This window comes from Kitasatospora sp. NPDC059146 (assembly GCF_042786665.1).
GTDB lineage: Bacteria > Actinomycetota > Actinomycetes > Streptomycetales > Streptomycetaceae > Kitasatospora.
Window position 1 is genome coordinate 25,093 of sequence record NZ_JBHZCY010000045.1, and the last position, 25,969, is coordinate 51,061.

General features: G+C 73.9%; 21 protein-coding genes and 1 riboswitch. Of the genes, 10 read left to right on the forward strand and 11 right to left on the reverse strand.

Annotation, left to right across the window (positions count from 1 at the left end):
• Nucleotides 1–25 precede the first annotated feature (25 nt).
• Complete coding sequence (locus tag ACFXPX_RS20485) at nucleotides 26–1,075, reverse strand: hypothetical protein (protein WP_380642614.1); 1,050 nt, start codon at nucleotides 1,073–1,075, stop codon at nucleotides 26–28.
• A 224-nt stretch (nucleotides 1,076–1,299) separates the two neighbouring features.
• Between ACFXPX_RS20485 and ACFXPX_RS20490 the strand changes: the two genes are divergently transcribed.
• Nucleotides 1,300–1,809: a hypothetical protein gene (locus tag ACFXPX_RS20490; RefSeq protein WP_380642616.1), complete on the forward strand. Its 510-nt coding sequence runs from the start codon at nucleotides 1,300–1,302 to the stop codon at nucleotides 1,807–1,809.
• A complete protein-coding gene (locus tag ACFXPX_RS20495) occupies nucleotides 1,806–2,555 on the forward strand; it encodes a helix-turn-helix domain-containing protein (RefSeq protein WP_380642618.1) in 750 nt (249 codons plus the stop codon). Before ACFXPX_RS20490 ends, ACFXPX_RS20495 begins: the two co-directional genes overlap by 4 nt.
• Before the next feature lie 11 nt (nucleotides 2,556–2,566).
• On the opposite strand, the gene ACFXPX_RS20500 is transcribed toward ACFXPX_RS20495, so the two are convergent.
• From ACFXPX_RS20500 to ACFXPX_RS20520, 5 genes are all read right to left on the reverse strand, one after another.
• On the reverse strand, nucleotides 2,567–3,262 hold the full coding sequence (locus ACFXPX_RS20500; protein ID WP_380642620.1) for a class I SAM-dependent methyltransferase: 696 nt from the start codon (nucleotides 3,260–3,262) through the stop codon (nucleotides 2,567–2,569).
• 89 nt (nucleotides 3,263–3,351) lie between these two features.
• Nucleotides 3,352–3,612, reverse strand: a complete 261-nt coding sequence (locus tag ACFXPX_RS20505; RefSeq protein WP_380528859.1) for a GlsB/YeaQ/YmgE family stress response membrane protein — start codon at nucleotides 3,610–3,612, stop codon at nucleotides 3,352–3,354.
• Nucleotides 3,613–3,908: 296 nt separating this feature from the next.
• Nucleotides 3,909–4,844 carry a GDSL-type esterase/lipase family protein gene (locus tag ACFXPX_RS20510; protein WP_380642622.1) on the reverse strand — a complete coding sequence of 312 codons (936 nt, stop codon included), beginning with the start codon at nucleotides 4,842–4,844 and terminating at the stop codon, nucleotides 3,909–3,911.
• A 106-nt stretch (nucleotides 4,845–4,950) separates the two neighbouring features.
• Nucleotides 4,951–6,786, reverse strand: a complete 1,836-nt coding sequence (locus tag ACFXPX_RS20515) for an FAD-dependent oxidoreductase (protein ID WP_380642624.1) — start codon at nucleotides 6,784–6,786, stop codon at nucleotides 4,951–4,953.
• Between the two features lie 99 nt (nucleotides 6,787–6,885).
• On the reverse strand, nucleotides 6,886–7,824 hold the full coding sequence (locus ACFXPX_RS20520) for a helix-turn-helix transcriptional regulator (protein WP_380588050.1): 939 nt from the start codon (nucleotides 7,822–7,824) through the stop codon (nucleotides 6,886–6,888).
• 249 nt (nucleotides 7,825–8,073) lie between these two features.
• Here ACFXPX_RS20520 and ACFXPX_RS20525 point away from each other — a divergent pair, with 249 nt between their 5' ends.
• The 4 genes from ACFXPX_RS20525 (at nucleotide 8,074) to ACFXPX_RS20540 (ending at nucleotide 10,060) form a co-directional block, all read left to right on the forward strand.
• Nucleotides 8,074–8,688, forward strand: a complete 615-nt coding sequence (locus ACFXPX_RS20525; protein ID WP_380642626.1) for a hypothetical protein — start codon at nucleotides 8,074–8,076, stop codon at nucleotides 8,686–8,688.
• Between the two features lie 95 nt (nucleotides 8,689–8,783).
• Nucleotides 8,784–9,044, forward strand: a complete 261-nt coding sequence (locus tag ACFXPX_RS20530) for a hypothetical protein (RefSeq protein ID WP_380588056.1) — start codon at nucleotides 8,784–8,786, stop codon at nucleotides 9,042–9,044.
• A gap of 235 nt (nucleotides 9,045–9,279) precedes the next feature.
• Nucleotides 9,280–9,684, forward strand: coding sequence for an SsgA family sporulation/cell division regulator (locus tag ACFXPX_RS20535; protein ID WP_380529835.1), 405 nt, complete (start codon nucleotides 9,280–9,282; stop codon nucleotides 9,682–9,684).
• Nucleotides 9,685–9,817: 133 nt separating this feature from the next.
• On the forward strand, nucleotides 9,818–10,060 hold the full coding sequence (locus ACFXPX_RS20540; protein WP_380529833.1) for a hypothetical protein: 243 nt from the start codon (nucleotides 9,818–9,820) through the stop codon (nucleotides 10,058–10,060).
• An 81-nt stretch (nucleotides 10,061–10,141) separates the two neighbouring features.
• Here ACFXPX_RS20540 and ACFXPX_RS20545 read toward each other — a convergent pair whose 3' ends face one another.
• The gene (locus tag ACFXPX_RS20545; protein ID WP_380529831.1) at nucleotides 10,142–11,683 is read right to left on the reverse strand and encodes a threonine/serine exporter family protein; all 1,542 of its coding nucleotides are present in this window, start codon (nucleotides 11,681–11,683) and stop codon (nucleotides 10,142–10,144) included.
• Between the two features lie 221 nt (nucleotides 11,684–11,904).
• Here ACFXPX_RS20545 and ACFXPX_RS20550 point away from each other — a divergent pair, with 221 nt between their 5' ends.
• The 4 genes from ACFXPX_RS20550 to metE all read left to right on the forward strand — a co-directional run bounded on the left by ACFXPX_RS20550 (nucleotide 11,905) and on the right by metE (nucleotide 21,365).
• Nucleotides 11,905–12,075, forward strand: coding sequence for a hydrophobic protein (locus ACFXPX_RS20550; RefSeq protein ID WP_380529829.1), 171 nt, complete (start codon nucleotides 11,905–11,907; stop codon nucleotides 12,073–12,075).
• A gap of 442 nt (nucleotides 12,076–12,517) precedes the next feature.
• The gene (locus tag ACFXPX_RS20555) at nucleotides 12,518–15,910 is read left to right on the forward strand and encodes a HAMP domain-containing protein (protein WP_380529828.1); all 3,393 of its coding nucleotides are present in this window, start codon (nucleotides 12,518–12,520) and stop codon (nucleotides 15,908–15,910) included.
• Nucleotides 15,911–15,966: 56 nt separating this feature from the next.
• Nucleotides 15,967–18,531, forward strand: coding sequence for a SpoIIE family protein phosphatase (locus tag ACFXPX_RS20560; protein ID WP_380642628.1), 2,565 nt, complete (start codon nucleotides 15,967–15,969; stop codon nucleotides 18,529–18,531).
• Between the two features lie 171 nt (nucleotides 18,532–18,702).
• Nucleotides 18,703–18,872, forward strand: a riboswitch (cobalamin riboswitch).
• Nucleotides 18,873–19,049: 177 nt separating this feature from the next.
• A complete protein-coding gene (gene metE / locus ACFXPX_RS20565; protein ID WP_380642630.1) occupies nucleotides 19,050–21,365 on the forward strand; it encodes a 5-methyltetrahydropteroyltriglutamate--homocysteine S-methyltransferase in 2,316 nt (771 codons plus the stop codon).
• Nucleotides 21,366–21,461: 96 nt separating this feature from the next.
• On the opposite strand, the gene ACFXPX_RS20570 is transcribed toward metE, so the two are convergent.
• From ACFXPX_RS20570 to ACFXPX_RS20585, 4 genes are all read right to left on the reverse strand, one after another.
• Nucleotides 21,462–22,190: a hypothetical protein gene (locus ACFXPX_RS20570; protein ID WP_380642654.1), complete on the reverse strand. Its 729-nt coding sequence runs from the start codon at nucleotides 22,188–22,190 to the stop codon at nucleotides 21,462–21,464.
• A 20-nt stretch (nucleotides 22,191–22,210) separates the two neighbouring features.
• Nucleotides 22,211–22,570: a hypothetical protein gene (locus tag ACFXPX_RS20575; protein WP_380529820.1), complete on the reverse strand. Its 360-nt coding sequence runs from the start codon at nucleotides 22,568–22,570 to the stop codon at nucleotides 22,211–22,213.
• Nucleotides 22,567–24,765: a glycoside hydrolase domain-containing protein gene (locus ACFXPX_RS20580; protein WP_380642632.1), complete on the reverse strand. Its 2,199-nt coding sequence runs from the start codon at nucleotides 24,763–24,765 to the stop codon at nucleotides 22,567–22,569. Before ACFXPX_RS20580 ends, ACFXPX_RS20575 begins: the two co-directional genes overlap by 4 nt.
• A gap of 290 nt (nucleotides 24,766–25,055) precedes the next feature.
• Nucleotides 25,056–25,967: a 3-hydroxybutyryl-CoA dehydrogenase gene (locus ACFXPX_RS20585; protein WP_380642634.1), complete on the reverse strand. Its 912-nt coding sequence runs from the start codon at nucleotides 25,965–25,967 to the stop codon at nucleotides 25,056–25,058.
• Nucleotides 25,968–25,969: the final 2 nt, after the last annotated feature.

A 25,969-nucleotide genomic window follows, 5' to 3' on the forward strand; every position in this document is an offset into this window, starting at 1 on the left:
GGCGTCCGGGTCGGATGACGGATCGTCAGACTGCGGCGCGGGCGGCCTTGGTGCGGGCGGAATCGAAGACGGCGGCCGGGTTCCCGTAGTACAGCCACGGGCCGGCGATCTCCCGGCCCATCCCGCGGAAGAGGTCCAGGGCCTGCGCCGGGCGGCCGTTCTCGATCAGGGCGTGGGCGATCCAGCCGCGCGCCGCGACGATGCCGGGGTGGGCGGGATCGGCGGCCGCCAGGTCGAGCAGGGCCGCGTCCACGGCGGCCGTGTAGGCGGGGGAACGGTAGAGCGAGGAGGCGGACCTGTCGCGCAGGATCTGCTCCCAGTACGCCCGCAGCTTGAGTGCTGTCAGCAGGCTGCCGGCCGGTGCGCCGGCGATCGCCTTGTCGGCGAACTCGTGCATCAACTCGTTGCTGCCGAGCCACTTCTCGCACCAGTACTGCAGGGCGGAGGTGTGCGCGCCGATGTGGTGGGGCTCGCGGGCCACGATCTCGGCCCACAGCGCACGGTAGCGCTCGTGCGACCAGCCCTGGCCCATCGCGATCGACTGCTGTGCCACCCAGGCGTTCGGGTCCCCGGCCGGGGCGAGCCGGACCGCCTCGTACGACACCTCCTCGGCCTCCTGCAGCACCTGGTGGAAGCCCATGGCCTGCTCGCGGGTCACCTGCGAGGCGTACTTCGCGGTGCGGATCTGCCACGCCCGCTTGACCAGCGCCTCGGTGTGCACCTGGGCGGCCTGGGGGTTGTCCGGCTGCTCCTCGCGCCAGTCCCGGAGCCAGCCGTCGTCGGTGGCCGCGAGGCCGCTGAACGGGCCCATCCGGGAGTAGCGGGTGCTCCAGTCGCCGTCGCCGCCCGAGAGGTGGGCGGCGGCCGGGCGCCAGTCCCCGGCCCTGGCCGCGTCCAGCGCCGCCCGCGCCGCCGGGTCGGTGGGTTCGTCGCCCACCTCGACCAGTTGGGCGCGCGGCACCAGACCCGCCGCGGCCGCTTCGAGCCCCCTGGAGGCCTTGCGGCGCTTGTTGAGCCAGAGGCCCAGCCTGACGAGGAGGATGACGAGGGGGACGATGACGAACGGGTGGGACATGTACCTGCTTCTCCACGGAACTTCTTCGCACAGGTGTGCGTTCGGTGAAGATCGTACCGTTCGGGTACGGAGCCGTGAACGGCGTGCGCATCGAAGGACCGTCCGGGTTTCCGCTGCTCCTCGCACGTGCGTCCGGCCCGGGGGGTGAACGATCGCCGGGTCGCGCCGATCCCCGGGCGGAGGAGGTAAGTTGGCGGCTGCCGATTGTGGGGAGGACCACTGACGTGAGCACCGACGAGGCTGCGCTCGGCAGCGCCGTCAAGGCCGTCATCGCCGCCGTGAGTGCCGATGACGTGGCCGGGCTGTACCAGGCGGTGATGCCGCCGGCGGGTGAGGACACCCCTCCGGCCGAGGTCGCCCGATGGTTCGGGCTGCTCCTCGTCCACCTGGCGCTCACCGCCGCGTCCGCTTCGGAGCTGGAGCGCGGCAGTTCCCGGGAGACGGTCTCGGAGTGGCTCGGGGAGGTGCTGGGGCCCGTACCGACCCCGGCGCTGCTGCGCGCCGGGGATCCGAGCCGCATCGACCACGTCGAGGCGGTGAGTGCCGCGGAGAGCTACGCCCGGTGCCGGGAGTACGCCGTCGACCTGATCCGGCTGGGCCTGGTCGACCCGACCGAGGAACCGGACGAGCGGGGCGTCGACGCCCACTGCGCGGTGACGAACGACAAGCAGATGCGGATCACCGTGATGGCGATGCTCGGCCGCCTCGGCGCCGGTCGCGGCGTGCGCGGTTGACGGAGCCGCGCTTCGTCGTGGGGCCGGGCTACGCGCTGTACCAGGGGCCGCTGGCGGACAGTGCGCCGCACCGGCACGCCGCGTTCCAGGTCGCCGTGGCGGCGCCGGGCGGCGAGGTGACGATCGCGGACGGCGCCGGGGTCAGGCACCGGGGTGAGGCGGTGGTGGTGGCGCCGATGGTGCGGCACCGGATGGCGCCGACCCGCCGGGTGCTGGTGTTCTACGTCGACCCGCGCTGCGTGTTCGCGGACCGCCTGCGGGCGGAGCAGGTCGACGGTGTCCGGGTGGCGCCCCGGTGGCGGGAGTTGACGGAGGAGGACGTCCGTCCGTCCGGGGTGCTGCCGTCGGCCGAGGTGGACGCCCGGCTGCGGGCGGCGATGGAGGCGCTCGCGGGCGACCGGGTCGCGCTGCCGGGGCTGGCCGCGCAGGTCGGGCTCTCGCCGCAGCGGCTACGGGCGCTGGCCCGGCGGCAGTTGGGGGTGCCGCTGGCGCGCTGGCGGATCTGGCTACGGCTGGCCCGCGCGGCCGACGCGCTGGGCGAGGGGTGCACGCTCGCCGAGGCGGCGGTGGCGGGCGGCTTCGCGGACCAGGCGCACTTCACCCGGCAGATGCGGGAGATGACCGGGCTCACGCCGTCGCAGGTGCTGCCGGTGCTGCGCGCCTCGGGCCCGGGCCGAAGGTCGTCGGGCCCGAGCGGTTCGCGCCCGGCGGCCTGCTCGCTTCCGGCCTACGCGCGGTGGGCCTAGGCGCGCCCGGCCTACCCGCGGTGGGCCACGTAGATCGACATCGAACCGGTGACCGTCGCGACCGTCTCGGCCTCGCGCACGCCGTGGAACCCGGCCTCGGCGATCAGCCGCGGCAGGATGCCGTCCGCGTTCGGCTGGGTGTCCTCCTTGCCGTCCGCCAACTGCACGATGCGGAAGGCCAGGCGCATGGCCGTCGTGCGCTGGCGCCCGTAGTCGGCGATCACCAGCTTGCCGCCGGGGCGCAGCGCCGCGTGCACGGACGCGAGGACGGCCCGCTTCATGGGGACGGGGCACTGGTGCAGGACGAGGCTGGAGACGACGGTGTCGGCGGCCCCGGTGCCGACCAGATCGGCGACGGCGTCGCCCATGCCGGTCAGCCACTCGGGGCCGGGGCCGGGGACGGGCGCGGGGCCGGAGCCGGGGCCGGTGGTGGAGCCGGTGGCGGCGGCCTTGCGGCGGGCCAGTTCGAGCGTGCCCGGGTCGGGATCGACGCCGATGACGCGGGCACGCGGCTCGACGCGGTTGAGGAGCAGCGCCAGCGAGCCGGTGCCGCAGCCGACGTCGACGATCACGTCCTCGGGGCGCGGGGCCGCGTGCATGGCGAGCAGGCTGCGCCAGAGGCGTTCGCGGGTGAGGGAGACGATGGGGTCGTAGAGGCGCAGCGGGACGAGGCGGCCGGCGGCGGGGGTGAAGGCGCGATCGGTCATGAGGGCCAGGCTCGGGGGCGGTCGCCGTGAGGTCTTGAACGAATCGCTCGCCCACCACGCCGGCAGCGCGGGGGAGCGGCCGCCGCGGGTCAGCGGCGCCGGCCCGCGTAGGCGGGGGAGACCAGCGCGATCAGCACCGCGGCCACGCCGACCTGGAGCAGGTGCCGGATCCAGTCGATCCCGCCGGTGTGCCGCACTCCGAAGTACGAGGCGGCGGCATTGCCGAGCACCGCTCCGGCCGCGCCGACCAGGATGGTCAGCCACAGGGGCACGGGCTGGCGGCCGGGCAGCACGAGCTTCGCCAGCAGGCCTACCACCAGTCCCGCGACCAGGGCCCACAGAATCGTCATGGTCTCTCCTTCGGGTCGTTGTCGTTCTTCGTCGTTCTTCGCCAACGCCCGCCGTCTGCCCCGTCCTTGGGACGTCATGCCCGTCGCCCTGAGTTTCGGGCCGGGGGGTTTGGCCGGCCGGATCGGGGTCACACGAGGAACGGGTCGGCAGGGAACGGCCCGGACGGCACGGCCTCCTCCCCTCGGGGCCGCCGTTCGGGCCGCCGCCGACAGTTCAGAGCCCGGCCACCGTGACGACCGCACCCGGCGGCCGGGCGGCCCGTGCGTCCCGGGGGACGCACGGGCCCGTTGGACGGTCAGCCGAGGGCGTCCAGGTGCCGGTGGAGTTCCTTGTGTCCCGCCGCGTCGGGGTGCAGGCCGTCGACGAGCAGGTGGGGCTGGTCGCGGAGCGGCTCCCACAGGTCGAGGAAGTCGATGTGGTGGTCCGCGCACCAGGCCCGCAGGGCCGTGCGCAGGGCGAGCGCCCGGTCCGTGGTGAAGCGCAGGCCCTCGTAGTCGCCGGTGCGGGTCTCGTCGAGCCAGACCGGCCCGACGACGACCAGGCGGGCGTTGTGCCGCCGGGCGGTCGCGGCCAGCGAGTCGAGGTGGCCGGTGAGGTGGGCGAGCCCGTCGTGGCCGTCTCCCGGCGCGGCGAGCGGCACGGCGGAGTCGTTGATCCCCGCCGCCACGATCAGCGTGTCCGGGTGACGGGGAGGTAGGAGCGCGGGGGTCTGCGCGCTGACGTCCGCCAGGGTGCTGCCGGGGACGGCGAGGTTGAAGACCCGGTTCTGGGTCTCGTTCGCCGCGATGTGGGCCGCCGCCAGGTGCCCGGTCCAGCCGCCCTGGGGGTCGCAGCGCCCGTAGGCGATGCTGTCGCCGACGATGACGATGCGTGCCGCCGAGCGCAGCGGGTTCGCGTCCAGGTAGGCCCAGGCGGTCTCGCCCGAGGTGAGCAGGACCTGTCGCCGGGCGTAGTCGGCGACCTCGTACGCGTCGGCCGCGGCCAGCTCCTCGTCGGTCAGCCGCAGGACGGCGCCCTCGACCGTGCTGCCGAGCCTGCGTTCCAGGGTCAGGTGCACGTCCTGGCCGCTGGTGGCGATGACGGCCTCGTCGGTGATGGCGAGGGGCCTGGTCGCGTACCCGGCCAGGGCGGCCGGGGTGGTAGCGACGGTGCGCCCGAAGAGGGCGGTCTGGACCTGCCGGTCCAGCAGCGTGCCGAAGGAGAACAGGAGGTGGGGCTGGGACTCGGTCACCGTGACGCCGTGGCCTTTCACTTCTTTCGGAATGATCAACTCACTGTAGGCGGCCTGCCCGGCGGCTCGCACGCCCCCAGTTCTCGCGGGGGCGGGAGCGTGCCCGTCAGCCGTGGTCGAGGGCGTTCGGCAGCCCCTGCCGGTAGCGGACCTCGTCCTGCTGCTGGAGGGCGGCCAGCTCCGGCGGCTGGTACAGCGGCCACACGGTGCAGCGCGGGGTCGGTGAACCGTCGGCGTCCAGCAGGGCGTTGACCGCGCGGCGGGCGGATTCGTTGGCGCCCTCCATGGTGGCCAGGTCGATGTCGGTGGCGACGTAGTCGCCGGCCAGGAACAGGTTGGGTACGGCGGTCGCGGCGGCGGGGCGGTGGTCCAGGGTGCCCGCCGGGTGGACGAGCAGCTGCTCGCGGTTGGCCGGGGCGGGGCCGCCGAGGCCGGTGACGGCCGGGTCCATGAACCAGCCGACCAGGTCCGCGTCGTCCAGGACGGTCCGGCCGCCGGTGTTGAGGGATTCCTTGAGCTGGGCCCAGGTCTCGCGCACCACCTCCTCGCGCGAGCACTTGAGCGCGGGCCTGCCGTACAGGATCCCCGGCGCGTCCCACTGCGAGACGATCGCCGAGAGGCACTCGGCCGCCTGCCCGTCGCCGTAGTCGCGGCGGAAGTCCCGGCCGGGCCAGAACTGGGCCTGGCCGATGCAGGTGACGGCCCAGGGCGAGTCGACCAGGTCGACGTGGCCGTGCACGATCGGGGTGCGGCCACGCAGGTAGAACTGGACGCCGACCATCCAGTCGGTGCGCAGCAGGTCGCAGCGTGCGAGCTGGGGGTCGGCGGCGCGCAGGCCGGGGCCCCAGGTGGCCCGGGCGTGCTCGACGGGCATCGCGCTGACGTAGTGGTCGGCGACCACGGGGGCGCCCGCGCCCCGCAGCCGGACACCGCTGATCCGGCCGTCCCGGTACAGCAACTCCTCGACCTCGGTGTCGAGTTCGAACCGGACGCCGAGGGCGCGCAGCCGCTCCTCCCAGGGGTCGATCCAGGCCTCGCTGGTCGGGGCGTTGAGGACGCGGTCCGGTTCGCCGTCGTTGCCCCGGCCCAGGACGTTGTAGACGAAGGCCTGGAGGACCCGGGCGACGGTGCGGGTGCTGGCCTCCTCGGCCTTGGTCGCGACGATGTTGCGGGTGATGCCGACGCCCAGCAGGCGCTGGTAGTCGTACGACATCTCGCCGGCCCGGATGAACCGCCACCACGGGACGTGCTCCCACTGCTCGCGGCGGCGCGGTTCACAGCTGGTGAAGTGGACCAGCAGCCGGTTGACGAAGTAGGCCACCTCGGTGGCCGGCAGGTGCAGTGCGGTGTCCAGCAGGCCCGTCAGCGTCTGGAGCAGCGCGTCGGGCGTCAGCTCGCCGAGCGCCGGGGGAGCGGTCACGGTGCGGAACGGCAGCCGCAGCGCGGGGCGGTCGCCGGAGCGGGGGAACAGCTCCTCGGTCGCGTTCACCAGGTTGTCGTGGACGGTGCTCGCTCCGGTTGCGCCGGCCGACCCGCCCGGCAGCGGGATCCGGCGCAGGGTGTCCGGCAGGTTGCGGTAGAAGCCCGGGAAGAAGCGGAAGCCGTGCTCGCCCGGCAGCGGGCGCCGGCCGCCCCGGGCCGTGCCGGGCACGGCCATGCTGCGGGCCTTGCCGCCGAGCACGTCGTTGCGCTCGTACACCGTCACCCGGTAGCCGCGCTCGGCCAGCTCGTGCGCCGCGCTCAGCCCGGCGACCCCGCCGCCGAGTACGGCGACCCGCCGCCCCGCCCGCCCGTCGGGCCGGTCCGGGGCGGGGCGGTCCGGCGCCGGTCGTTCCGCCGCCCGGGCCGGTGCGGTGGCGGTGAGGGTGAGGCCGGTGGCGGCCCCGGCGGCCGTGGTGAGCAGGGCGCGCCGGGTGGGGGCGGCCGTGGTGGTCGTTCGCATGCCCGGTCAACGAGCCCGCGCGAGTGCCGGGTACGGCCGGGCCCGTGGTGATGCCCGGGCCCGGCTCCACGCCGGGACCGCCATGACCCCGGGGGCGGTTCAGGCCCGCAGGGTGTCGCCCGGGGCCTGTCCGTAGGCGGTGCGGTAGAGGCCGGCGAAGTGTCCCTGGTGGGCGAAGCCCCAGCGCATGGCGATGCCGGTGACGGTGGCGGTGGCCGGGTCGGCGGCGAGCAGGTCCCGATGGGCCGCGTCCAGGCGGACCAGGCGGAGGTGGCCGAGCGGCGTGGTGCCGAGGTGGCGGCGGAAGGCGTACTGGAGGGCCCTCGGGGTGACGAAGGCGGCCCCGGAGATGTCCGCGAGGGTGACGTCCCGCTCGGCGTTCGCCTCGATGTAGGCGATCGCCCGGCGCAGGGTGGCCGGGGTGGCGTCGGTCCGGTCGGCGGGCACCGGATCCGTGCGGCCGGTGTGGGGCAGGGCCGCCAGGGTGGCGGCGGCGAGGTGCTGGGCGGCGGACGCGACCAGCAGTTCGCTGGCGCAGGCGGCCGGATTGCCCAGGACGTGGTCGCGTACGTAGGCGACCACCGCGCCGAGTTGCCGGTTGGAGGCCTCGTCGACCGGCCGGAGCCCGGTCAGCCGCACCGGGCCCCGGCCGTCGGCGCCCACTGGGTCGACGGCCTCCAGCAGGCTGCTGTCGAACATGGCGATGGTGTAGCGGGCCGTCCGGACCTCGCCCCGGTACGGGGCGTCCGGCGGGGCGACCAGGAAGGTCTCGCCGGGGCCGAACACCGTTTCCCCGCCCGGCCCGGTGCGGTCGGCGAGGGTCCCGGTGTGCATGCTGATCAGGCAGACCCGGCCGAGGCTGTCCGCGGTGTAGGCCAGGTCGTAGCCGAAGGACAGCCGGTCCACGCTCAGCGACCCGACCGAGCGGCGGCTGATGCTGGTCCGGGCGTCCGCCACCGACTTGCCGATCCGCATCGGCGTGTAGGCCGTGGACAGGAACTCCTCCGTGGCCTCCCTGCTCGCGCTGTCGAACGACAACGACTCGACCATCCCCACCACCCGTCGTCGGCGCGGCAGCCCCGAGCTGCGCGGTCGGTGCCGACGCTACGCGCCGGGCGGCGGGACGCAAAGCCGGGCCGTCGCGCTCCTGGCCGGGCCCGTTTCGTTTCCGGCGCTGTCCGGGGTCCGCTGCTTCGCTCCCGCAGCTGCGGGTGGAACGGACGGTGGAACAGGGTGGGATCGGTGCCCTCCCCCCCGGGCGCCGAGTGCCCATCGGGAAGGATCGCCATGACCGTGCGCAGGGCACAGCAGGCCCGGCCGCCGAGCTCCGGCGCCGACCTGTCCGGACAGCTCGCGGAGCTCGTGGCGGAGGCCGAACGACAGTTCCAGGAAGGGCTGTTGGCGTTCACCGCGCAGGACGCGGCGCTGGCCCGGAGGATCGCCGACGACCTCGTCCGGGCCGTCGGCACCGCTGCCGGGCAGGAGCGGTTGCCGGTGATCGACCGGCTGGAGGACGTCCGTGAAGCGCTCGCCGTGATCGCCGTCGGCATCGCCCGCACCCACGGCCAGCTGGCCTGGTTCCTCGCCCGGGCCAGTACCGTGCTGACTCCGGTGCTGGCCTGGCGGTCGCTGCCCGCGGACCGGCAGCGGTCCTTCGGCACCGTCGTGCCCGGTATCGGCGAACTGGCCGACGCCGAGACCGCCGTCCGTCGGCTGGCTGCGGGGCTCACCCGGGTCGGCACGGCGGGCGTCGCTCCGCAGCCCGGCCCGAAGGTGGGTCCGGACGGCGTGGGTCCGGACGGCGTGGGTCCGGACGGCGTGGTGCCGGACAGGGTGGTGCCGGACGAACCGGCGTCGGACGGCCGGGTGCCGGGCAGTCTGGCGCCGGACGCGGTCGCGTGACGTCGGCGGGCGGCCCGTCCGGCTGATTCAGAGATAGATGATTCGGGCACCCGCCCAACCGTCCGACCACGGCCACTCAGGAAGGGGCGCTGATCATGACCACGCGTGACGACCACCGGACCCAGCCGGACGAACCGGCGGAGGAGCGGTTCGCCGAAGAACGTTCGATCACGGCCCCCACCCCGGCCGACGTCCGGGAGAAGGCGGCCGGGCCGGTCGGGGACCGGGAGCGGTCCGCCGAGGAGCGTTCGATCATCGCCCCGACCCCCGCTGACGTCCGGCGCAGGGCCGAAGGGCAGCACGATGCCGACGAGGGTGCACCGGAGCCGCCCGGAGCGGACGCCGTGTCGCCCTGACGAGCCGCCGCCGACTCCCGCTCCGGCATCCGTCCGGCATCCGCCGCCGGACGGATGCCGGACGTGCGCATGCGGGGAATGTTCGCGGGAGCAGTGCGCAACGGGCGCGGAATCCATGGCGATCCGGGGCGGTGGACCGGCCCGGAGAGGGTAGCCGAGCGCTGCCGCCGTCGGGTGCTCAACGCCGTGACGGACGACCCCGAACCCCTCGGTCACCGAATGGAGAGCTGTCCGCATGTCCGTCGCCACCTGCCGCCCCACCGCCGTCACCCTGCCCGAGGGCCCTTTTCCGCACGTCTCGTTGGAAGCGCATCTCCGGTTCGACGCCTCGCTCCCGTACGCGATCTGCCTGGCCTTCCCGCCGGTCGACGACGGGGACGAGGAGGTCCGCTGGTTCTTCGCCCGGGAGCTGCTGCACGAGGGGCAGCACGCGCCGGCCGGGCACGGGGACGTGACCGTCGCCCCCGGGCCGCGGGGGCGGACCCTGGTGACGCTGCGCAGCCGTGAGGGCAGGGCCGTCATCAGCGTGCCCTCGGAGGCGGTGACCGCGTTCCTCCTCGACGCCTTCGCCCTGGTGCCGGCCGGCCGCGAGTCCGAGCACCTGGACGTCGACGCCGTCCTCGCGCGGCTGCTCCCCTGACCCCGAGCGGGCCGACCGTGCGGGGATGACCGTGCGGGGCCGACCGTGCCGGCACGACCGCGCATGGGCCGGGTCGGACGGGGTAGCCGGAAGGGCCGGGCACGACGGCAACCGGACGGAGCGGAGCACACACATGACCGCACCAGCGATCACGGCCGCAGCCGGCGTAGCCCCCTGGCCGGCCGTCCTGCTGCTGTCCCTGCTCGTCGCCGCGCTGCTCATCGGAGCCTTCGCCTGGTGCGGCCACCGTCTGGCCCGCCGTCGCCGGTTGCGGACGGAGCGGGGGGCCGCCCGCGCGGAGATCTGGCACACTCCCGACGGCACCGGCCCGCGCGGGCTCGGGCAGCGGCCCGACGAGCGCCCTCCGGGCCGGTGAGGGCGCCCGGCGACCGGAGGAGCGGCAGACGGGCCGGGCCGGTTCGTGGGCGGACGTCCTCCGGCGCACCTCGGCCGGGCCTCAGCGCCGGTGGCGGCCCCGGGGCCGGGCGGGCGCGGGGGAGGGCCGCGCCGGGAGGAAGAGGCGGGCCGCCTCCCGGCCCAGGTTGACGCCGATGGCGAGGGACAGCGCGGTGGCGGTGGCGTGCCCGAGGCCGCTGAGCCCGGCCTCCGGTTCGCCGCGGACGAAGGCGAGCAGCCCGAAGTACAGCAGCGAACCGGGCAGCAGCGACCCCAGGGCCGCCGTGACGTACGGCAGCACCGAGCTGCCCCGGTGGCGGGCCATCAGCTGGCCGGACAGGCCGACCAGGACGGCGGCCAGTCCGGTGGCCATGATCGGCTCCGCGCCCGCGTCGGCCAGCACGGAGTATGTGGTCCAGCCCGCGGCGCTGTTGACCAGGACGGCCGGCAGGGTGGCCGGCTCGGTGTTGAGCAGCACCGCGAAGGTCAGCGCGAGCAGGACGGCGGCCGCGAGTTGCAGCGGCGGGTTGGCGGGGGCGGCCGGGTCGCTCTGGGCGGCCAGGTCGGCGCCGTTGTTGACCCCGATGTACAGCACGGTCATCACCCCGACGACCACGCCCGCCAGGAGGTACAGCACCTCCAGCAGCCGGGCGGCGGCGGTGAGGTAGAAGCCCGCGAGGCCGTCCTGCACGGCCGCGACCATCGGCCAGCCGGGCAGCAGCGCGTACAGCCCGCCGGTGATCACCACCGAGCCGCGCAGCTGCAGGTGGTTGAAGGACATCAGGATGCCGACCACCGCGGCCGGGGTCGCGGCGGCCGCGATCCGGTAGAACTCCGGCAGGTCGTGCCGTTCGACCCGGGCGGCCAGCAGACCGCCCACCATGGTGGTGACCACGGCGCTCACGAACACCAGCCAGGCCCGGGCGTCGGCCCGGCCGCCGACCAGCAGGGTGGCGACGCCGGCCAGCAGTCCGGAGGAGAGCACCAGGACCCAGGCCGGGTAGTGGCGGCAGTGCCGGCGCACGGCGCGCAGTCGTCGGTGGGCGTCGTCCACGGCGAGCCCGCCCGCGGTGATCTCGGTGACCAGCCGGAACAGCGCGGCCAGCCCGGCGTAGTCCCCGGTGGGGCGGCGGACGAAGCGCTCGGCCGTCACCGGCGGGTCGCCCTGCCCCGGTAGGTAGGAGATCGCGACCCGGGTGAAGGCGACCTGGGGGTCGCAGGGACGGACCCGGTACGTTCGCGCCACGGCGAGCATGGCCGCTTCGACGTCCTCGGCGCCCTCACCGCAGGTCAGCATCAACTCGCCGACCAGCAGGGTCAGTCCGAGCACGGCGGCGACCACGGCGGGCCCCGGATCGGCCGCACCCTCGTCCTCCTCCTCGCCGTGCCCGGCCGCCGGGTGGGCGGAGTTCGGCGAACGCAGCAGCGGCAGCATCTGCTCCGGCCAGCGGACCGCGCCGCCCGCGGGCCGGGGCGGTCTTCCGGAGAGGGGATCGCCCTCCTCCGTTGCGCCCGGTCCGCCCTGCGGCGGCACCCGCGGCCCGTCCGGCGCGCTCGGCCCGCCCGTGTCGGCCCGCGCACCGCTCTCCTCGTGTTCCGGCATCGTCGCTCCCTGACCACCCCCCAGATTCGGCTACTTTCGGCTTCCATTCGACTACCCAAGGCCATCACTTCGTGAACGTCACACCCGGAGTGCGGAAAGATCCGCGCGCCCTGACGGAGTCGGCTGTCGGGTGGGTGCCCGGGCATGTCGCGAACCGGGGCATTCTTTCGCGATCCGGGGGCAGAAGGCCGGGCACACAACCCCGACCGAGGAGGCCGGACATGCTCCCGCTGCTGTTGGTGCTTCTGCTCGCACTGATCCTGTTCGGTGCCGGCTTCGCTCTCAAGGTGCTCTGGTGGGCAGCCGTCATCGTGCTGGTCGTCTGGTTGCTCGGCTTCGTCGCCCGAGGGACCTCGTCGACCGGCGCGCGGGGCCGTTGGTACCGCTGGTAGCCGCTCACGGAGCGGCCGGCGGCGGTCGGCCGCTCCGCGCCGAGGGGCCGTCCGGTCGGGCGGCCCCGTTGTCCTTGCGCCCAGGCGGGCGGGCCCGCAGCGGCTCCCGTGCGACGGTATGACGGGACCTCCGGTACCCCCGCCCGACGGGGTGGTGCGCCCCGGTCGCGTGGAGGTCCGGTGGAGGGCCGGGCCGGCGTCTCCGGCGGCTTCTCCCGGCCTGGTGGCGGCCGTTCCCGGCGGAACGGCCGCTGGGGTAGCCTCCGTCGGGGTACCCACCGCACCCGGAGCGCGGACCGGCCACGTCCGGTCCGCCCGGCGGTGTTCACGACCGGATGCCGGGCCGAGGCCCCGCGTTCTACGGAGGCGACGTTCGATGGCTGTCCCGACCACGACCGACGGCCCACGGCAGCGCCCAGCGGGCGAGCCGGAGACGGCATTGGTGAACGAGCCCGAACTGCGCCAGCTGCTCGCCGGGTTGACGGCCGTCCGGGACGGTGACTTCAGCACGAAGCTGCCCGACGACGAGCACGGGTTGCTGGGCGAGATCGCCTCGGTGTTCAACGGGATGGTCGACCAGCTGTCGCACTTCACCTCGGAGGTGACCCGGGTCGCCCGGGAGGTCGGCACCGAGGGCCGGCTCGGCGGGCAGGCCAAGGTGCCGGGCGTGTCGGGCACCTGGGCGGACCTCACCGACTCGGTCAACGCGATGGCCGGCAATCTCACCTTCCAGGTGCGCGGGATCGCCCAGGTGACCACGGCGGTGGCCCGCGGCGACCTCACGCAGAAGATCGAGGTCGACGCCCGGGGCGAGATCCTGGAGTTGAAGAACACCGTCAACACGATGGTCGACCAGCTCTCCTCCTTCGCCGGGGAGGTGACCCGGGTGGCCCGGGAGGTCGGCACCGAGGGCCGGCTCGGCGGGCAGGCCAAGGTCGAGGGCGTCTCGGGGACGTGGCGGGACCTCACCGACTCGGTGAACTCCATGGCGGGCAACCTCACCGGCCAGGTCCGTGCGATCGCCCAGGTGGCCACCGCGGTGGCCGAGGGCGACCTCTCGCAGAAGATCACCGTCACCGCGCGCGGGGAGATCCTGGAGTTGAAGGAGACCATCAACACGATGGTCGACCAGCTCTCCTCCTTCGCCGACGAGGTGACCCGGGTGGCCCGGGAGGTCGGCACCGAGGGCCGGCTCGGCGGGCAGGCCAAGGTCGGGGGCGTCTCCGGCACCTGGAAGCGGCTCACCGAGAACGTCAACGAGCTGGCGGGCAACCTGACCCGGCAGGTCCGGGCGATCGCCGAGGTCACCAGCGCCGTCGCGGCCGGCGACCTGACCCGCTCGATCACCGTGGATGCCTCCGGCGAGGTCGCCGACCTCAAGGACAACGTCAACTTCATGGTCGAGTCGCTGCGCGAGACGACCCGCGCCAACGAGGAACAGGACTGGTTGAAGACCAACCTGGCCCGGTTCTCCGCGCTGATGCAGGGCCGACGCGACCTGGGCGTCGTCGCCGAGTCCGTGATGGACGAACTCGCCCCGCTGGTCGGCGCCCAGTGCGGCGCGTTCTACCTCGCCGAGGACGGCGGCGGGGGGACGGTGCTCCAACTGGTCGGCTCCTACGCGTTCCCCGACGGCGAGCGGCCCACCCGCTTCCGGCTGGGCGAGTCCTTCGTCGGCCAGGCGGCGCGCAGCCGGCGGACCATCGCGGTGGGCGCCCTGCCGCCCGGCTACCTGGCCGCCTCCTCCGGCCTCGGCCGCACCGAGTCGCTGTCGCTCATCGTGCTGCCGATCGTGGTCGAGGGGCAGGTCCTCGGCGTCATCGAGCTGGCCTCCGTACTGCCGTTCACCCAGGTCCACCGGGACTTCCTGGACCAGCTGATGGAGACCATCGGCGTCAACGTGAACACCATCATCGCCAACGCCCGGACGGACGAGCTGCTCGGCGAGTCCCAGCGGCTCACCGCCGAACTCCAGGCCCGGTCGGCCGAGTTGCAGGCCCGGCAGGAGGAGCTCCAGTTCTCCAACGCCGAACTGGAGGACAAGGCGGAGCTGCTGGCCGCCCAGAACCGGGACATCGAGACCAAGAACCTGGAGATCGAGCAGGCCCGCCAGGAGCTGGAGGAGCGTGCCCACCAGCTGACCCTCGCCTCGAAGTACAAGTCCGAGTTCCTCGCCAACATGAGCCACGAACTGCGGACCCCGCTCAACAGCCTGCTGATCCTCGCCCAGTTGCTGGCGCAGAACCCCACCCGCAACCTGAGCGCCAAGCAGGTCGAGTACGCCGGCATCATCCACTCGGCCGGCTCCGACCTGCTCCAGCTGATCAACGACATCCTCGACCTGTCCAAGGTCGAGGCCGGGAAGATGGACCTCAGCGTCGACGCGGTACCGCTGCAGACCCTGTTGGACTACGTCGAGGCCACCTTCCGCCCGATGACCGGGCAGAAGAACCTCGCCTTCGCGGTCCGCACCGCCAACGGGGTCCCCGGCGAACTGCGCACCGACGACTACCGCTTGCGGCAGGTGCTGCGCAACCTGCTGTCCAACGCCGTCAAGTTCACCGAGCACGGCCGGGTCGAGCTGCGGATCGAGCCCGCCACCGCGGCCGAACTCCCAGACGGCGTACGGCGCGGCGTGCCGGTGCTCGCCTTCCGGGTCACCGACTCGGGGATCGGCATCGCGCCCCAGCACCTGGAGACCGTGTTCGGGGCCTTCCAGCAGGCCGACGGCACCACCAGCCGCAAGTACGGCGGAACCGGCCTCGGACTGTCCATCAGCCGGGAGATCGCCTACCTGCTCGGCGGCGCGATCACCGTCGAGAGCAGCCTGGGCCGGGGCAGCGTCTTCACCCTCTACCTGCCCGTGGTCCACGCGGAGGTCGCCGTCCCCGAGGCCCCGACGGCGGCCGTGGAGCCGAACGACGGCGTCTGCGCACGGCCCGCCGCGGACCAGGCCCACGAACCGGCCGACCGCTCGTCCGCGGGCCGGCCGCGTCGGCTCCTGGTGGTCGAGGGGCGGCCCAGCGGGCTGCTGACCCTGGTGGCGGAGAACGCCGTCGCCGACCTCGCCCGCTACTCCGCCGGGCACCGGGAGGTCGAGATCATCACCGCCGTCGGTGCCCAGGAAGCCGCCACCGCGCTGGCCACCGCCCCCTGCCACTGCGTCGTCCTGGAACTGGACCTACCGGACGGCACGGCAGCGACCCTGCTGTCCGAGATGGAGGGCGACCCGGCGCTGCACACCGTGCCGGTGCTGGCGCACAACAACCGGAGCGTCGCCGTCCAGCACCCGGACGCGGTCACCCGCCCAGGCGGGCGACCGCTGGAACTGCTCGCCAGCCTCGACGAACTGCGCGAGCGGATCGCCCTCCACATGAGCGCCGACCACCCCGGCGGCGCGCTCCCGTCGGTCCGCGACGGGGACCGGGTCCAGGCCTGGAGCCCCGCCACCGGGCCGGCCCTCGCCGGGCGTACGGCGCTGGTGGTCGACGACGACGACCGCAACCTGTACGCGATCACCAGCATCCTGGAACTGCACGGGATGCGGGTCCTCCAGGCCGAGAACGGGCGCGCCGCCCTGGAGTCGCTGACCGCCCACCCCGGCATCGACGTCATCCTGATGGACGTGATGATGCCCGAGATGGACGGGTACACGGCCACCGCGGCGATCCGCGCGATGCCCGAGCACGAGGGGCTGCCGATCATCGCCGTGACCGCCAAGGCGATGCTCGGCGACCGGGAGAAGAGCCTGGCCGCAGGGGCGAGCGACTACATCACCAAGCCGGTGGACGCGGACGAGGTGATCAACCGGATCACCCACCACCTCACCCGGTAGCCGCCGTCCGGAGTCGCCGTCCGGAGCCGCCGTCCACGACCCAGGAGCCCACCACCGTGCAGCACCCACCGGAGCAGCCCGCAGCCGATCGCGCTCGGGCGGCGGACCCGGCCACCGTCCTGCCCAGGGTCGGCGCCCAGCGCACCCCGGCCGGTCCGCAGCCGGTCGGCGACGCAGCCCCGCCCGGCGAGGCGTCCCCGTCGTACGGTCCGGAACCGACGGCCCGCCCGGCAGCCCCGGGCGGCCCGGACCCGGACCCGGACCCGGACCCGGACCCGGACCCGACGGCGACCGCCATGGGCCGGCTCGCCAGCACGGTGGAGTGGCTGCGCCGGGAACTCGACCAGGCCCAGGCCGACTCGGCGGGCCGCGCCGTGGTCGAGCTGGCCGTCGGCGTCCTGGTGGAACGGCTGCGCTGCGGCCCCACCGAGGCCGCCCGCCAGCTGGAGGGCCTCGCCGAGCAGGCCGGGGTGACCACCCTGGCGCTGGCCGCCGACCTGGTCAACCAGGTCGCGGCCGACCGGATCTCCGCACTCGCCCGTGACTTCGTCGCCGGTACGGCCGTCCGTACCACGGGCCCGGTCGCCCGCCGGCTGCGCAGCATCGAGGCCGACACTGTCGCGGGCGGCGACGCCGAGAGCGCGGCCCGCTCCATGCTGGAGCACGCCCTGCGGCCGCTCGGCGTGGCCGCGGTGGCCGTCTGGGCCGCCCATCCCGACCTCTCGCTCTCCCTCGCGGGCAGCGCCGGGTTCCAGCCGGAGGAGGCCCGCCGCTGGCGCCACGTACCCCCGGGCGTGCCCACGCCGGCCCGCCGGGCGCTGGACGAACGAGGCACCGTCGCCTACCCCGTGCTCGCCGACGCCTCGCTGCCCTCGATCGGCCAGCACGACGTCCGCGGCGGTCGGCTGGCCGTGCCGGCCGGGGTCGGCGGCCGGCTGATCGGCGTGCTGGAGCTCTGCTGGAACGAGGAACTCCCCGAGCGCTCCCAGCCCCTGCAACGGCAGTTCGAGGCGCTCGCCGAGGTGGCCGCCGCCACCCTGGAGTCCTGGGACGGACGGGAGTTCTCCGCCAGCGATCCCGCGGACGCCCAGTTCGACGAACTGCGGCAGCTGGCCGACGGACTGTTCGACCCCTGCCTGGTCCTGCGGCTCGCCCCGGACCACGACGGACTCCCGCCCCGGTTCGTGATCCGGCACGTCAACCCGTCCTTCGCGGACTTCGCCGGCCGGCCGACGGTGGCCATCGTGGGTCGCCGACTGCTGGAGGCCTACCCGCTGGCGGCCGCACCGGGCGGTCTGGCCGAGATGGTCGAGCACGTCTTCGCCACCGGCGAGCCCTTCCGTACCCAGGACATGCGGCTGGCCGCCCTGGTCGACGGGGTGCCGCTGACCGCCCGGGCCCAGGTGGGCATCAGCCGGCACGGCACCCACCTGGTGGTCGTCTGGCGGCTCGACGACGGTACCCCGCGGGTCGCCCGACTGCTCCAGCACGCCCAACGCCTCGGCCGCATCGGCGGCTTCGAGGAGAACCTGGCGACCCGTCGGATCGACTGGAACGAAACCCTGTTCGAGCTGCACGGGCTCGCGCCGACCGACCGGCCGATCGCCCTCGACCAGCTCGCCGAGCACGCCCACCCGGACGACCGGCAGACCATCGGCCGCTTCCTGCGGACGCTGCTGCACCACCGGCGGCCCGCCTCCACCGCCTTCCGCCTCCAGCGCGCCGACGGGGTCACCCGGCACATCCGGGTGGTGGCGGAACCGGTGCACGACCCGGACAGCGGACTGCGCGTGGTCCGCGGCGCCTACCAGGACATCTCCGCCCAGCACTGGACCGAGGTCGCCCTGGCCGCCACCCGCGACCAGCTCGCCCAGAGCGAGCAGCAGGCCGCCGAGCGCAGCCGCCTCGCCCTCCAGCTCCAGCACGCCATCATGCCGCCCGCCCGGGGGCCGCTGGACCTTCACGACCTGCACGTGGCGGTGCGCTACCGCCCCGCCGAGAAGGACCACCTGGTCGGCGGCGACTGGTACGACGCCCTCGTGCTGCCCACCGGCGACGTCCTGATCTGCGTCGGCGACGTCGCCGGGCACGGCATCGAGGCAGCCACCGGCATGGTCGCGTTGCGCAACGCCCTGCGCGGCCTGGCCGCTACCGGTGCCGGACCGGGCCAACTGCTCAACTGGCTGAACAGCGTGACCCACCACCTCACGGACAACGTGACCGCCACCGCCGTCTGCGGGCTCTACGAACCCGCCACCCGGCGGCTGCGCTGGGCCCGCGCTGGCCACCCGCCACCGGTCCTGCTGCGCGAGGGCCGGGCGCGGACCCTCCCGCAGCTCGGCGGGATCCTGCTCGGCGCCGTCGACCAGGCGGACTACCAGGAGGAGGAGATCGTGCTCCGGCCCGGGGACACCCTGGTGATGTACACCGACGGGCTGATCGAGCGCCGCGACGAGTCCCTCCAGGCGTCGCTGAGCAACCTGACGACCCTCGCCGAGCGGGCGCACCGGCTGGCCGCCGAGGGTGGGGACGGCCTCGAGGGGCACCTGGACCACCTGTTGCAGTACAGCGGTGCCGACACCGACGATGACACCTGCCTGGTCGGGGTGGCGGTCGGCTGACCCGGGCCGTCGCAGCGGCCGGAGGCTGACCCCGGTCGCAGGCCGAGGTCGTCGGCGGCTGACGTCGTCTCATCATGTGGACGGTTGTGCGGTTCTCCGACCGGAAACCGGCGGGCTGCCCGTAGGGTGGCGGGTGCAGCTGGTTCGCCCCGTCCGCCAGGCGGGGTGTCGTAAGAGGGAACCCGGTGACGCCTTTCAACTGGCCAGTCCGGGACTGCCCCGCAGCGGTGAGTGGGAACGACCGCCGTCATACGCACTGGGCCCGGTTCGGGTCTGGGAAGCGACGGCCAGTAGGTGCCGGTCCTCGAGGAGGACGGGCGGGCCCGCGAGTCCGAAGACCTGCCACTGCCCGGGTGCGACCGTTCGCGCCCGGCCATCCGGTGACCTCGAGGGCGGGTCGGCGACCACACCTGGCGGAGCCGTACCCGTGTGCGGGGGCCCGTCCGGTCCGTCGTCCCTTCGCGTCCTCGTCCCCGTCGCCGGGCACTTGAGGAACCAGACTCGCGAAGGAGAGTCCCTTGACCACGAAGTCCGCAGCCGCGGCGACCCTCGCCACCGCCCACGGCTACCCCCGCCAGGGGCGGGGCCGGGAGTTGAAGAAGGCGATCGAGGGGTACTGGAAGGGCGCCGTCACCGCCGAGGTGCTGCTGGCCACCGCCGCCGACCTGCGCCGGGGGAACTGGCAGCAGCTCGCCGACTCCGGCATCGAGGAGGTCCCGACCGGCGACTTCTCGCTCTACGACCACGTACTGGACACCACCGTGGCGGTCGGCGCGATCCCGCCGCGGCACCGGGCGGCGGTCGACGCCGACCCGCTGGACGGCTACTTCGCCATGGCGCGCGGCAACCAGGACGTCGCTCCGCTGGAGATGACCAAGTGGTTCGACACCAACTACCACTACCTCGTCCCGGAGCTGGGGCCGGATACCGCCTTCGCCGCGAACCCGGCCAAGGCCGTCGCCGAGCTCAAGGAGGCGCTCGCGCTCGGCCACGGCGCCCGTCCGGTGCTGGTCGGGCCGGTCAGCTACCTGCTGCTCGCCAAGCCGGCGCCGGGGGTGGCCCCCGACTTCCAGCCGATCACCCTGCTGGACCGGCTGCTGCCCGTCTACGCGGAACTGCTCGCGGCGCTCCGGGCCGCCGGCGCGGAGTGGGTGCAGCTGGACGAGCCCGCGCTGGTCCAGGACCGGACCCCGGCCGAGCTGAACTCCGCCGCCCGGGCCTACCGCGAGCTGGGCGCGCCGACCGAGCGCCCCAAGCTGCTGGTGGCGAGCTACTTCGACCGCCTCGGCGACGCCCTGGCGGTGCTGGCCAAGGCCCCGGTGGAGGGCCTGGCGCTGGACTTCACCGGACCGGCCGCCGCCAACCTGGCGGACCTCGCCGCCGTCGGCGGGCTGCCCGGCAAGCGCCTGGTCGCCGGGGTGATCGACGGCCGCAACATCTGGATCAACGACCTGGGCGCCTCGCTGGCCACCCTGGCCACCCTGCTCGGGCTCGCCGACCGGGTCGACGTCGCGCCCTCCTGCTCGCTGCTGCACGTGCCGATCGACGCCACCCTCGAACGCGACATCGACCCGCAGATCGCCCGCTGGCTCGCCTTCGCCAAGCAGAAGGCCACCGAGACCGCGCTGCTGGCCCGCGCCCTGCGCGAGGGCACCGGCGCGATCACCGCCGAACTCGCCGCCAACCGCGCCGACCTGGCCTCCCGCGCCACCTCGCCGATCACCCGCGACCCGGCCGTACGCGCCCGCACCGCGGCCGTCACCCCGGGCGACGCCCGGCGCGCCCAGCCCTACCCCGTACGGGCCGCGGCCCAGCGGGCCCGGCTCGCACTGCCGCTGCTGCCGACCACCACCATCGGCTCCTTCCCGCAGACCACCGAACTGCGCGTCGCCCGGGCCGACCTGACCGCCGGGCGGATCGACGCCGCCGCGTACCGGGAGCGGATGGAGGCGGAGGTCCGCGAGGTGGTCGCCTACCAGGAGAAGACCGGCCTGGACGTCCTGGTGCACGGCGAGCCCGAGCGCAACGACATGGTCCAGTACTTCGCCGAGCAGCTCACCGGCTACCTGGCCACCCGGCACGGCTGGGTGCAGTCCTACGGCACCCGCTACGTCCGGCCGCCGGTCCTGGCCGGGGACATCTCCCGCCCGCAGCCGATGACCGTCGACTGGTTCCGCTACGCCCAGGACCTGACCGACCGCCCGGTCAAGGGCATGCTGACCGGCCCGGTCACCATGCTCGCCTGGTCCTTCGTCCGCGACGACCAGCCGCTCGCCGAGACCGCCCGGCAGGTGGCCCTCGCCCTGCGCGACGAGGTCGCCGACCTGGAGGCCGCGGGCGCCGCCGTCGTCCAGGTCGACGAACCGGCCCTGCGCGAGACCCTGCCGCTGCGCGCCGCCGGCCGCCCGGCCTACCTGGACTGGGCCACCGAGGCCTTCCGGCTGGCCACCTCGGGCGTGCGCGCCGACACCCAGGTGCACACCCACATGTGCTACGCCGAGTTCGGCGCGATCATGACCGCGATCGACGAACTCGACGCCGACGTGATCTCCCTGGAGGCGACCCGTTCGCACATGGAGGTCGCCGGGGAACTGGCCTCCGCCGGGTACCCGCGCGAGGTCGGCCCGGGTGTCTGGGACATCCACTCCCCGCGGGTGCCGAGCACCGAGGAGGCCGTCGAGCTGCTGCGGGCCGGACTGGCGGCGATCCCCGCCGAGCGGCTCTGGGTCAACCCCGACTGCGGCCTCAAGACCCGCGGCTGGCCCGAGACCCGCGCCTCGCTGGAAAGCCTGGTCGCCGCCGCCCGCCGCCTGCGGGCCGAACTCGCGGGCTGATCGGGCGGGTTGATCAGATGGGCTGATCAGGCGGGCCGATCGGACGGGTTCGGGGGCGGGCGCGGCACGGCTGCCGGGCCCGCCCCCGTGGGGTGGTCAGCCCGCGCGCTGGGTGCGGGCCAGGGTGCTCGCCTCGGTGCGGCGGTCCGGGGAGGCCACGTCCACCGGGGTGCCGGCGCCCGCGCCGGGGCGTTCGGCCCAGCCGCGCAGGCGGTCGGCGAGCCGGTTCACCCGGCGGTCCTGCGGGCCGAGGGCGAGGTAGAACAGCGACTCGTCCACCTCGTCGTCGTCCCCGCCCCAGCGCACCACGCCCTGGCAGTCGGCGAGGATGTCGCGCAGCACCAGTTCCTGGTGGGCGAAGAGGCCGCCCTTGGCCGAGGCGCCGGGGCGGATGCGGACGGCGGTGCCGGAGGCGAGGTTCGACTCCGGCAGTGCCGTCCGCAGGCCGCCGATCTCCTGCCAGCCGAGCAGGTCGCCGTCGGGGAGTTCCTCCACCTCGTAGTGGAAGCGCCGGATCAGGTGGACGAGGATCTCCTCGACGTCGCCGATCCGGAGGTCGACCGAGAGCCCGGTGCCGGCGACCTGGCGGGTCCAGACGGTGGAGACGTGGTTGGCCTCCTTCTCGATCGTCCAGCCGTTGGCGCTGGTGGGGAGCTTCCGTTCGGTGAGTTCGGGGAGCCCGGGAGCCTGCGGCGGGGTGGTGCCCGGGGCGGCCGAGGCCGTGCCCGGGAGCAGGGCGGCCGTGGCCGCGGCCGCGCCGAGGACGGCGGCGCCCCGGACGGCGGTCCGTCGGGTGACGGTGCGCCGGGTGACGGTGGTCTGCACGTTTTCCAACTCTCTTTCTCCTACAGGACGACGATGAGCACGAAGGTGGGCACCAGGGTCAGCAGGACGCTGGTCGGCCAGTACACCGCGCGGCGGCCGTGCGGGGCGGTGCGGCGCCGCAGGGCGCGGTTGGCGAACCACCACAGGACGGCGGAGCCGAGCACCAGGGGGCCGGGCAGCAGCAGCCACGGCAGGACACCGTCGTTCTCCGTCGGCTCACGGCTGGTCCAACCGAGCGCGGCGAGCGGCCAGTTGGCGGCGAAGTAGTAGAGCAGCCAGACCGGGACGATGCCGGGCACCCCCAGCAGGAGGTTCACGACGGCGGCGGTGGGGGAGTAGTCCCGGGGCCGTTCGGCGTCCGCCGGGGCAGCGGAGCTCACTTGGTGCGGGAGAGCAGGTTGTAGCCCTCCAGGACGTTGTACAGGCCGATCAGCTCGCGGCCGTACTGCTGGGCGTCCTCGCCGAGGCCGTTGTACCGGGCGAGCAGGGCCTGGGTGTCGGCCGGGCCGGTGGTCAGGTCGGGGCGGGCGATCTTGAGCTGGTGGGCGTTGTAGACCGTCAGGTAGGCGACCGAGCGGATGTTGTAGGCCGGGTCCTGGAGCTTGTCCCAGACCTCCCGCAGGTTGGGCTCGGCCAGCGGGGAGCCGTTGATCAGGCCTTCCTTGAGGCAGTAGTTGCGGGCGGCCATGGCGACCCGGGCGAAGATCTGGCCCCAGCCCGTGCTGCAGTCCTCCAGGATCCCGTTGCGGACGCCGGCGTCGGAGACCGCGTCGAGCGGGTTCAGCTTGCGCAGCTCCCACAGGACGGGGGCCTGGATCAGGGCCTTGCGCAGCTTCAACTCGCGGGCCAGCGCGGTGAACAGCCAGTCCGCGCTGAGCACCAGGTCGTACGCCTTGGTGGTGGAGACCCCGCCGAGGGTGACCCAGTCGGAGTCCGTCCAGCCGGAGCCGCCGGTCTCCGGCACGCCGATCGAGGTGAGGTACTTCTGCACGTCGCGCAGCATCGGGTCGCGGTAGGCGGTCTTGTCCAGGTCCACGTCGAGCCCGGCGACGCTGGGCAGGCCCGGGTCGAAGTCGCCCTGGCCGGTGTCCCGGCCGGAGGCGATGTTGTTGTCGATCTCGATGGCGCCCGCGCCCGAGCCGACGGTGACGGTGGCGATCTGGTCGAAGGCCCAGTTGGTCGGCATCGGGTAGCCGAGGTTGCCGGAGAAGCCGCTGGACATGTCGGAGACGAAGCTGGTCTCCGCGTAGCCCGCGTCGGCGACCCGCTGGCAGACGTTGCGCGGGCCGTAGATCCCCACCCGGTACGGGGAGTTCTCGCTGATGGTGTGGTGGACGCCCCGGAAGTGCGGGACGATCTTGGCGGTGACCTCGCCGTCCATCGCGTCGTAGTCGACGGCGAAGTAGATGGTGGTGCCGGGCTTGAAGCCGTGGAAGCGCGCCCACTCGACCGCGCGGAAGGCGTCGTTGTTGCCCTGCTCGTAGCCGAAGTAGTCCGCCGACCGGCTCCAGGTCTGGTAGATCGGGAAGCAGCGCAGGCCGTACTGCTTGATGGTGGCCAGCTCGCCCGGCTGGATCTGCTTCTCCGGCAGGCTGGTGGTCGAGGCGTTGGAGAGGTACCTGCCGATGTACTGGTAGCCGGCGTCCTTGAGCGCCTGGGCGCGGGCCGGGGTGATCTTGGTGACGCCGTCGCAGGCCGTGCCCCGGCGGGTCTGGTCGCCGTAGGAGACCAGCAGCGAGGCCCAGGTCTGGAAGTCGCCCGTGCCGGTGACCGGCAGCTTCACGAAGGACTGGAAGGCCTCCACGCCGCTCTTCACGGTGGCGGTGAAGTCGCCGAGCGGGACGTCCCGCTTGTTGAGGATCATCGCCGCGGTGAACAGCGTCGGCCAGGTGCCGGTGGCGCCGACCGTGAGGGTGCGGCCCTTCAACCCCGCCTGGGTGCCGGGGCCGAAGGCGCCGTTCGCGGTGCCGTCGGCCATGCCCAGCTCGTACTGGATCGCCAGCAGCATGGACTTGGCGACGTCCCGGGAGTGGTGCCCGTCGCAGGGGATGACGAAGAAGTCCTTGCGGTTGACGTAGCGGCCGTTCAGCCACCGCTGGATGGCCCGGACGCCGTCCGTGCCGCCGTTGACGGTGACGTAGGCGTCCATGGTGAGCAGGCCCTTGACCACCTTGGGTTCGAGGGCGCCGCCCGGGAACACCGACTCCAGGCCCATGTGGGTCTTGAGCCTGCCGACCGCGGCCTTCACCCGGTCGTTGTACTTCCCGTCGATCTCGCCGCCGTCGTAGCCCTTGCAGTACAGGGCGGCCTGGAGGATACGGCAGAAGTTCGCGGACGGGACGGTCGACTCGTCGAGCCTCGGGTACTTGGCCTGGAGGGTCGAGAGGGTGGTCGGGCCGAAGGAGTTCGACAGCGCGGTGATGCCCATCTCGTACTGGAGCGCGCGGGTCAGCGCGTACATGGTCGGCCAGCCGGTGCGGCCGTCCTCCTCCAGCTTCGAGATGCCGAGCATGGCACCGCTGTTGTAGGTCGTGTTGATGAACTTCTGAGCCAGACGAACCATCTCGTCAGCCATGAGCTGTCTCCCGTGTTCCGGTGGAGCGCCGCCACCCCTCTCCGGGGCACGGGGGAGACCGCGGGGCGGCCGGGCGCGAGCAGGGCGGCACCTCCGCCACCGTGGCGGTCCGGTGGAACGAGGCCGGCGGTGATGCCCCCCCTGGAAACGGCCGCGGTCCCCCCGTTGCGGCACGGGGAGGAACTTTACCAGGGCTTTGGGGAGAATTGACCTGCTGTTTGGTTCTGCTCGGCTCGGCCTGGTTCGGCCCGGCGCGGCCCGGTGCTCTTCTCGGGCCCGGTGATCCGGGGTCAGGACGTCCGGTGGGGGTGGAAGCCGTGGCCGCTCTTGCGACCGAGGAGGCCGGCCTCGACCATCCGGGAGAGCAGTGGCGGCGGGGCGTAGAGGGGCTCCTTGTACTCGTCGTACAGGGAGCGGGCGATGGCCTCGACGGTGTCCAGGCCGATCAGGTCGGCGAGGGCGAGCGGGCCCATCGGGTGGGCGCAGCCGTGGACCATGCCGGCGTCGATGTCCTCCGGGGTGGCGTGGCCGGCCTCGGCCATCCGGATCGCGGACAGCAGGTAGGGCACCAGCAGGGCGTTGACGACGAAGCCGGCCCGGTCGCGCGAGTGGATGACGTGCTTGCCGAGGGCGTCCCGGGCGAAGGCCTCGACCCGGCGCAGGGCGGTGCGGTCGGTGTGCAGCGAGGAGACGAGTTCGACCAGCGGCATCACCGGCGCCGGGTTGAAGAAGTGCAGGCCGAGGACGTGCGAGGCGCGGCCGGTGGCGATGCCGAGGCGGGTGACCGGGATGGACGAGGTGTTGGTGGCGAGGATCGCCCCGTCGTCGACGAGGACCTTGTCGAGGGTGGTGAGCACCTCGGTCTTGGCGTGCTCGTCCTCGACGACGGCCTCGACGACGAGCTGGCGGTCCGCGAGCGCCGCCGGGTCGTCGGCGAACAGCAGGTGCGCCCAGGCGGACTCGCGCTCGGCCGGGTCGATCCGGCCGCGGTCGACGGCGCGGTGCAGGGAGCGGTCGATGCGGCCGCGGGCGGCCCGGAGCGCGGCCCGGTCCTTCTCGCAGACGACGGTGTCCAGGCCGGCGCGGGCGAAGACCTCGGCGATGCCCGCGCCCATCTGTCCGGCGCCGACGACGGCGACGCGGCGGATCTCGTTCGTTCGGGTCTCGTCCGTCGGGAGCTCGGTCGTTCGGATGTCGTTCATGG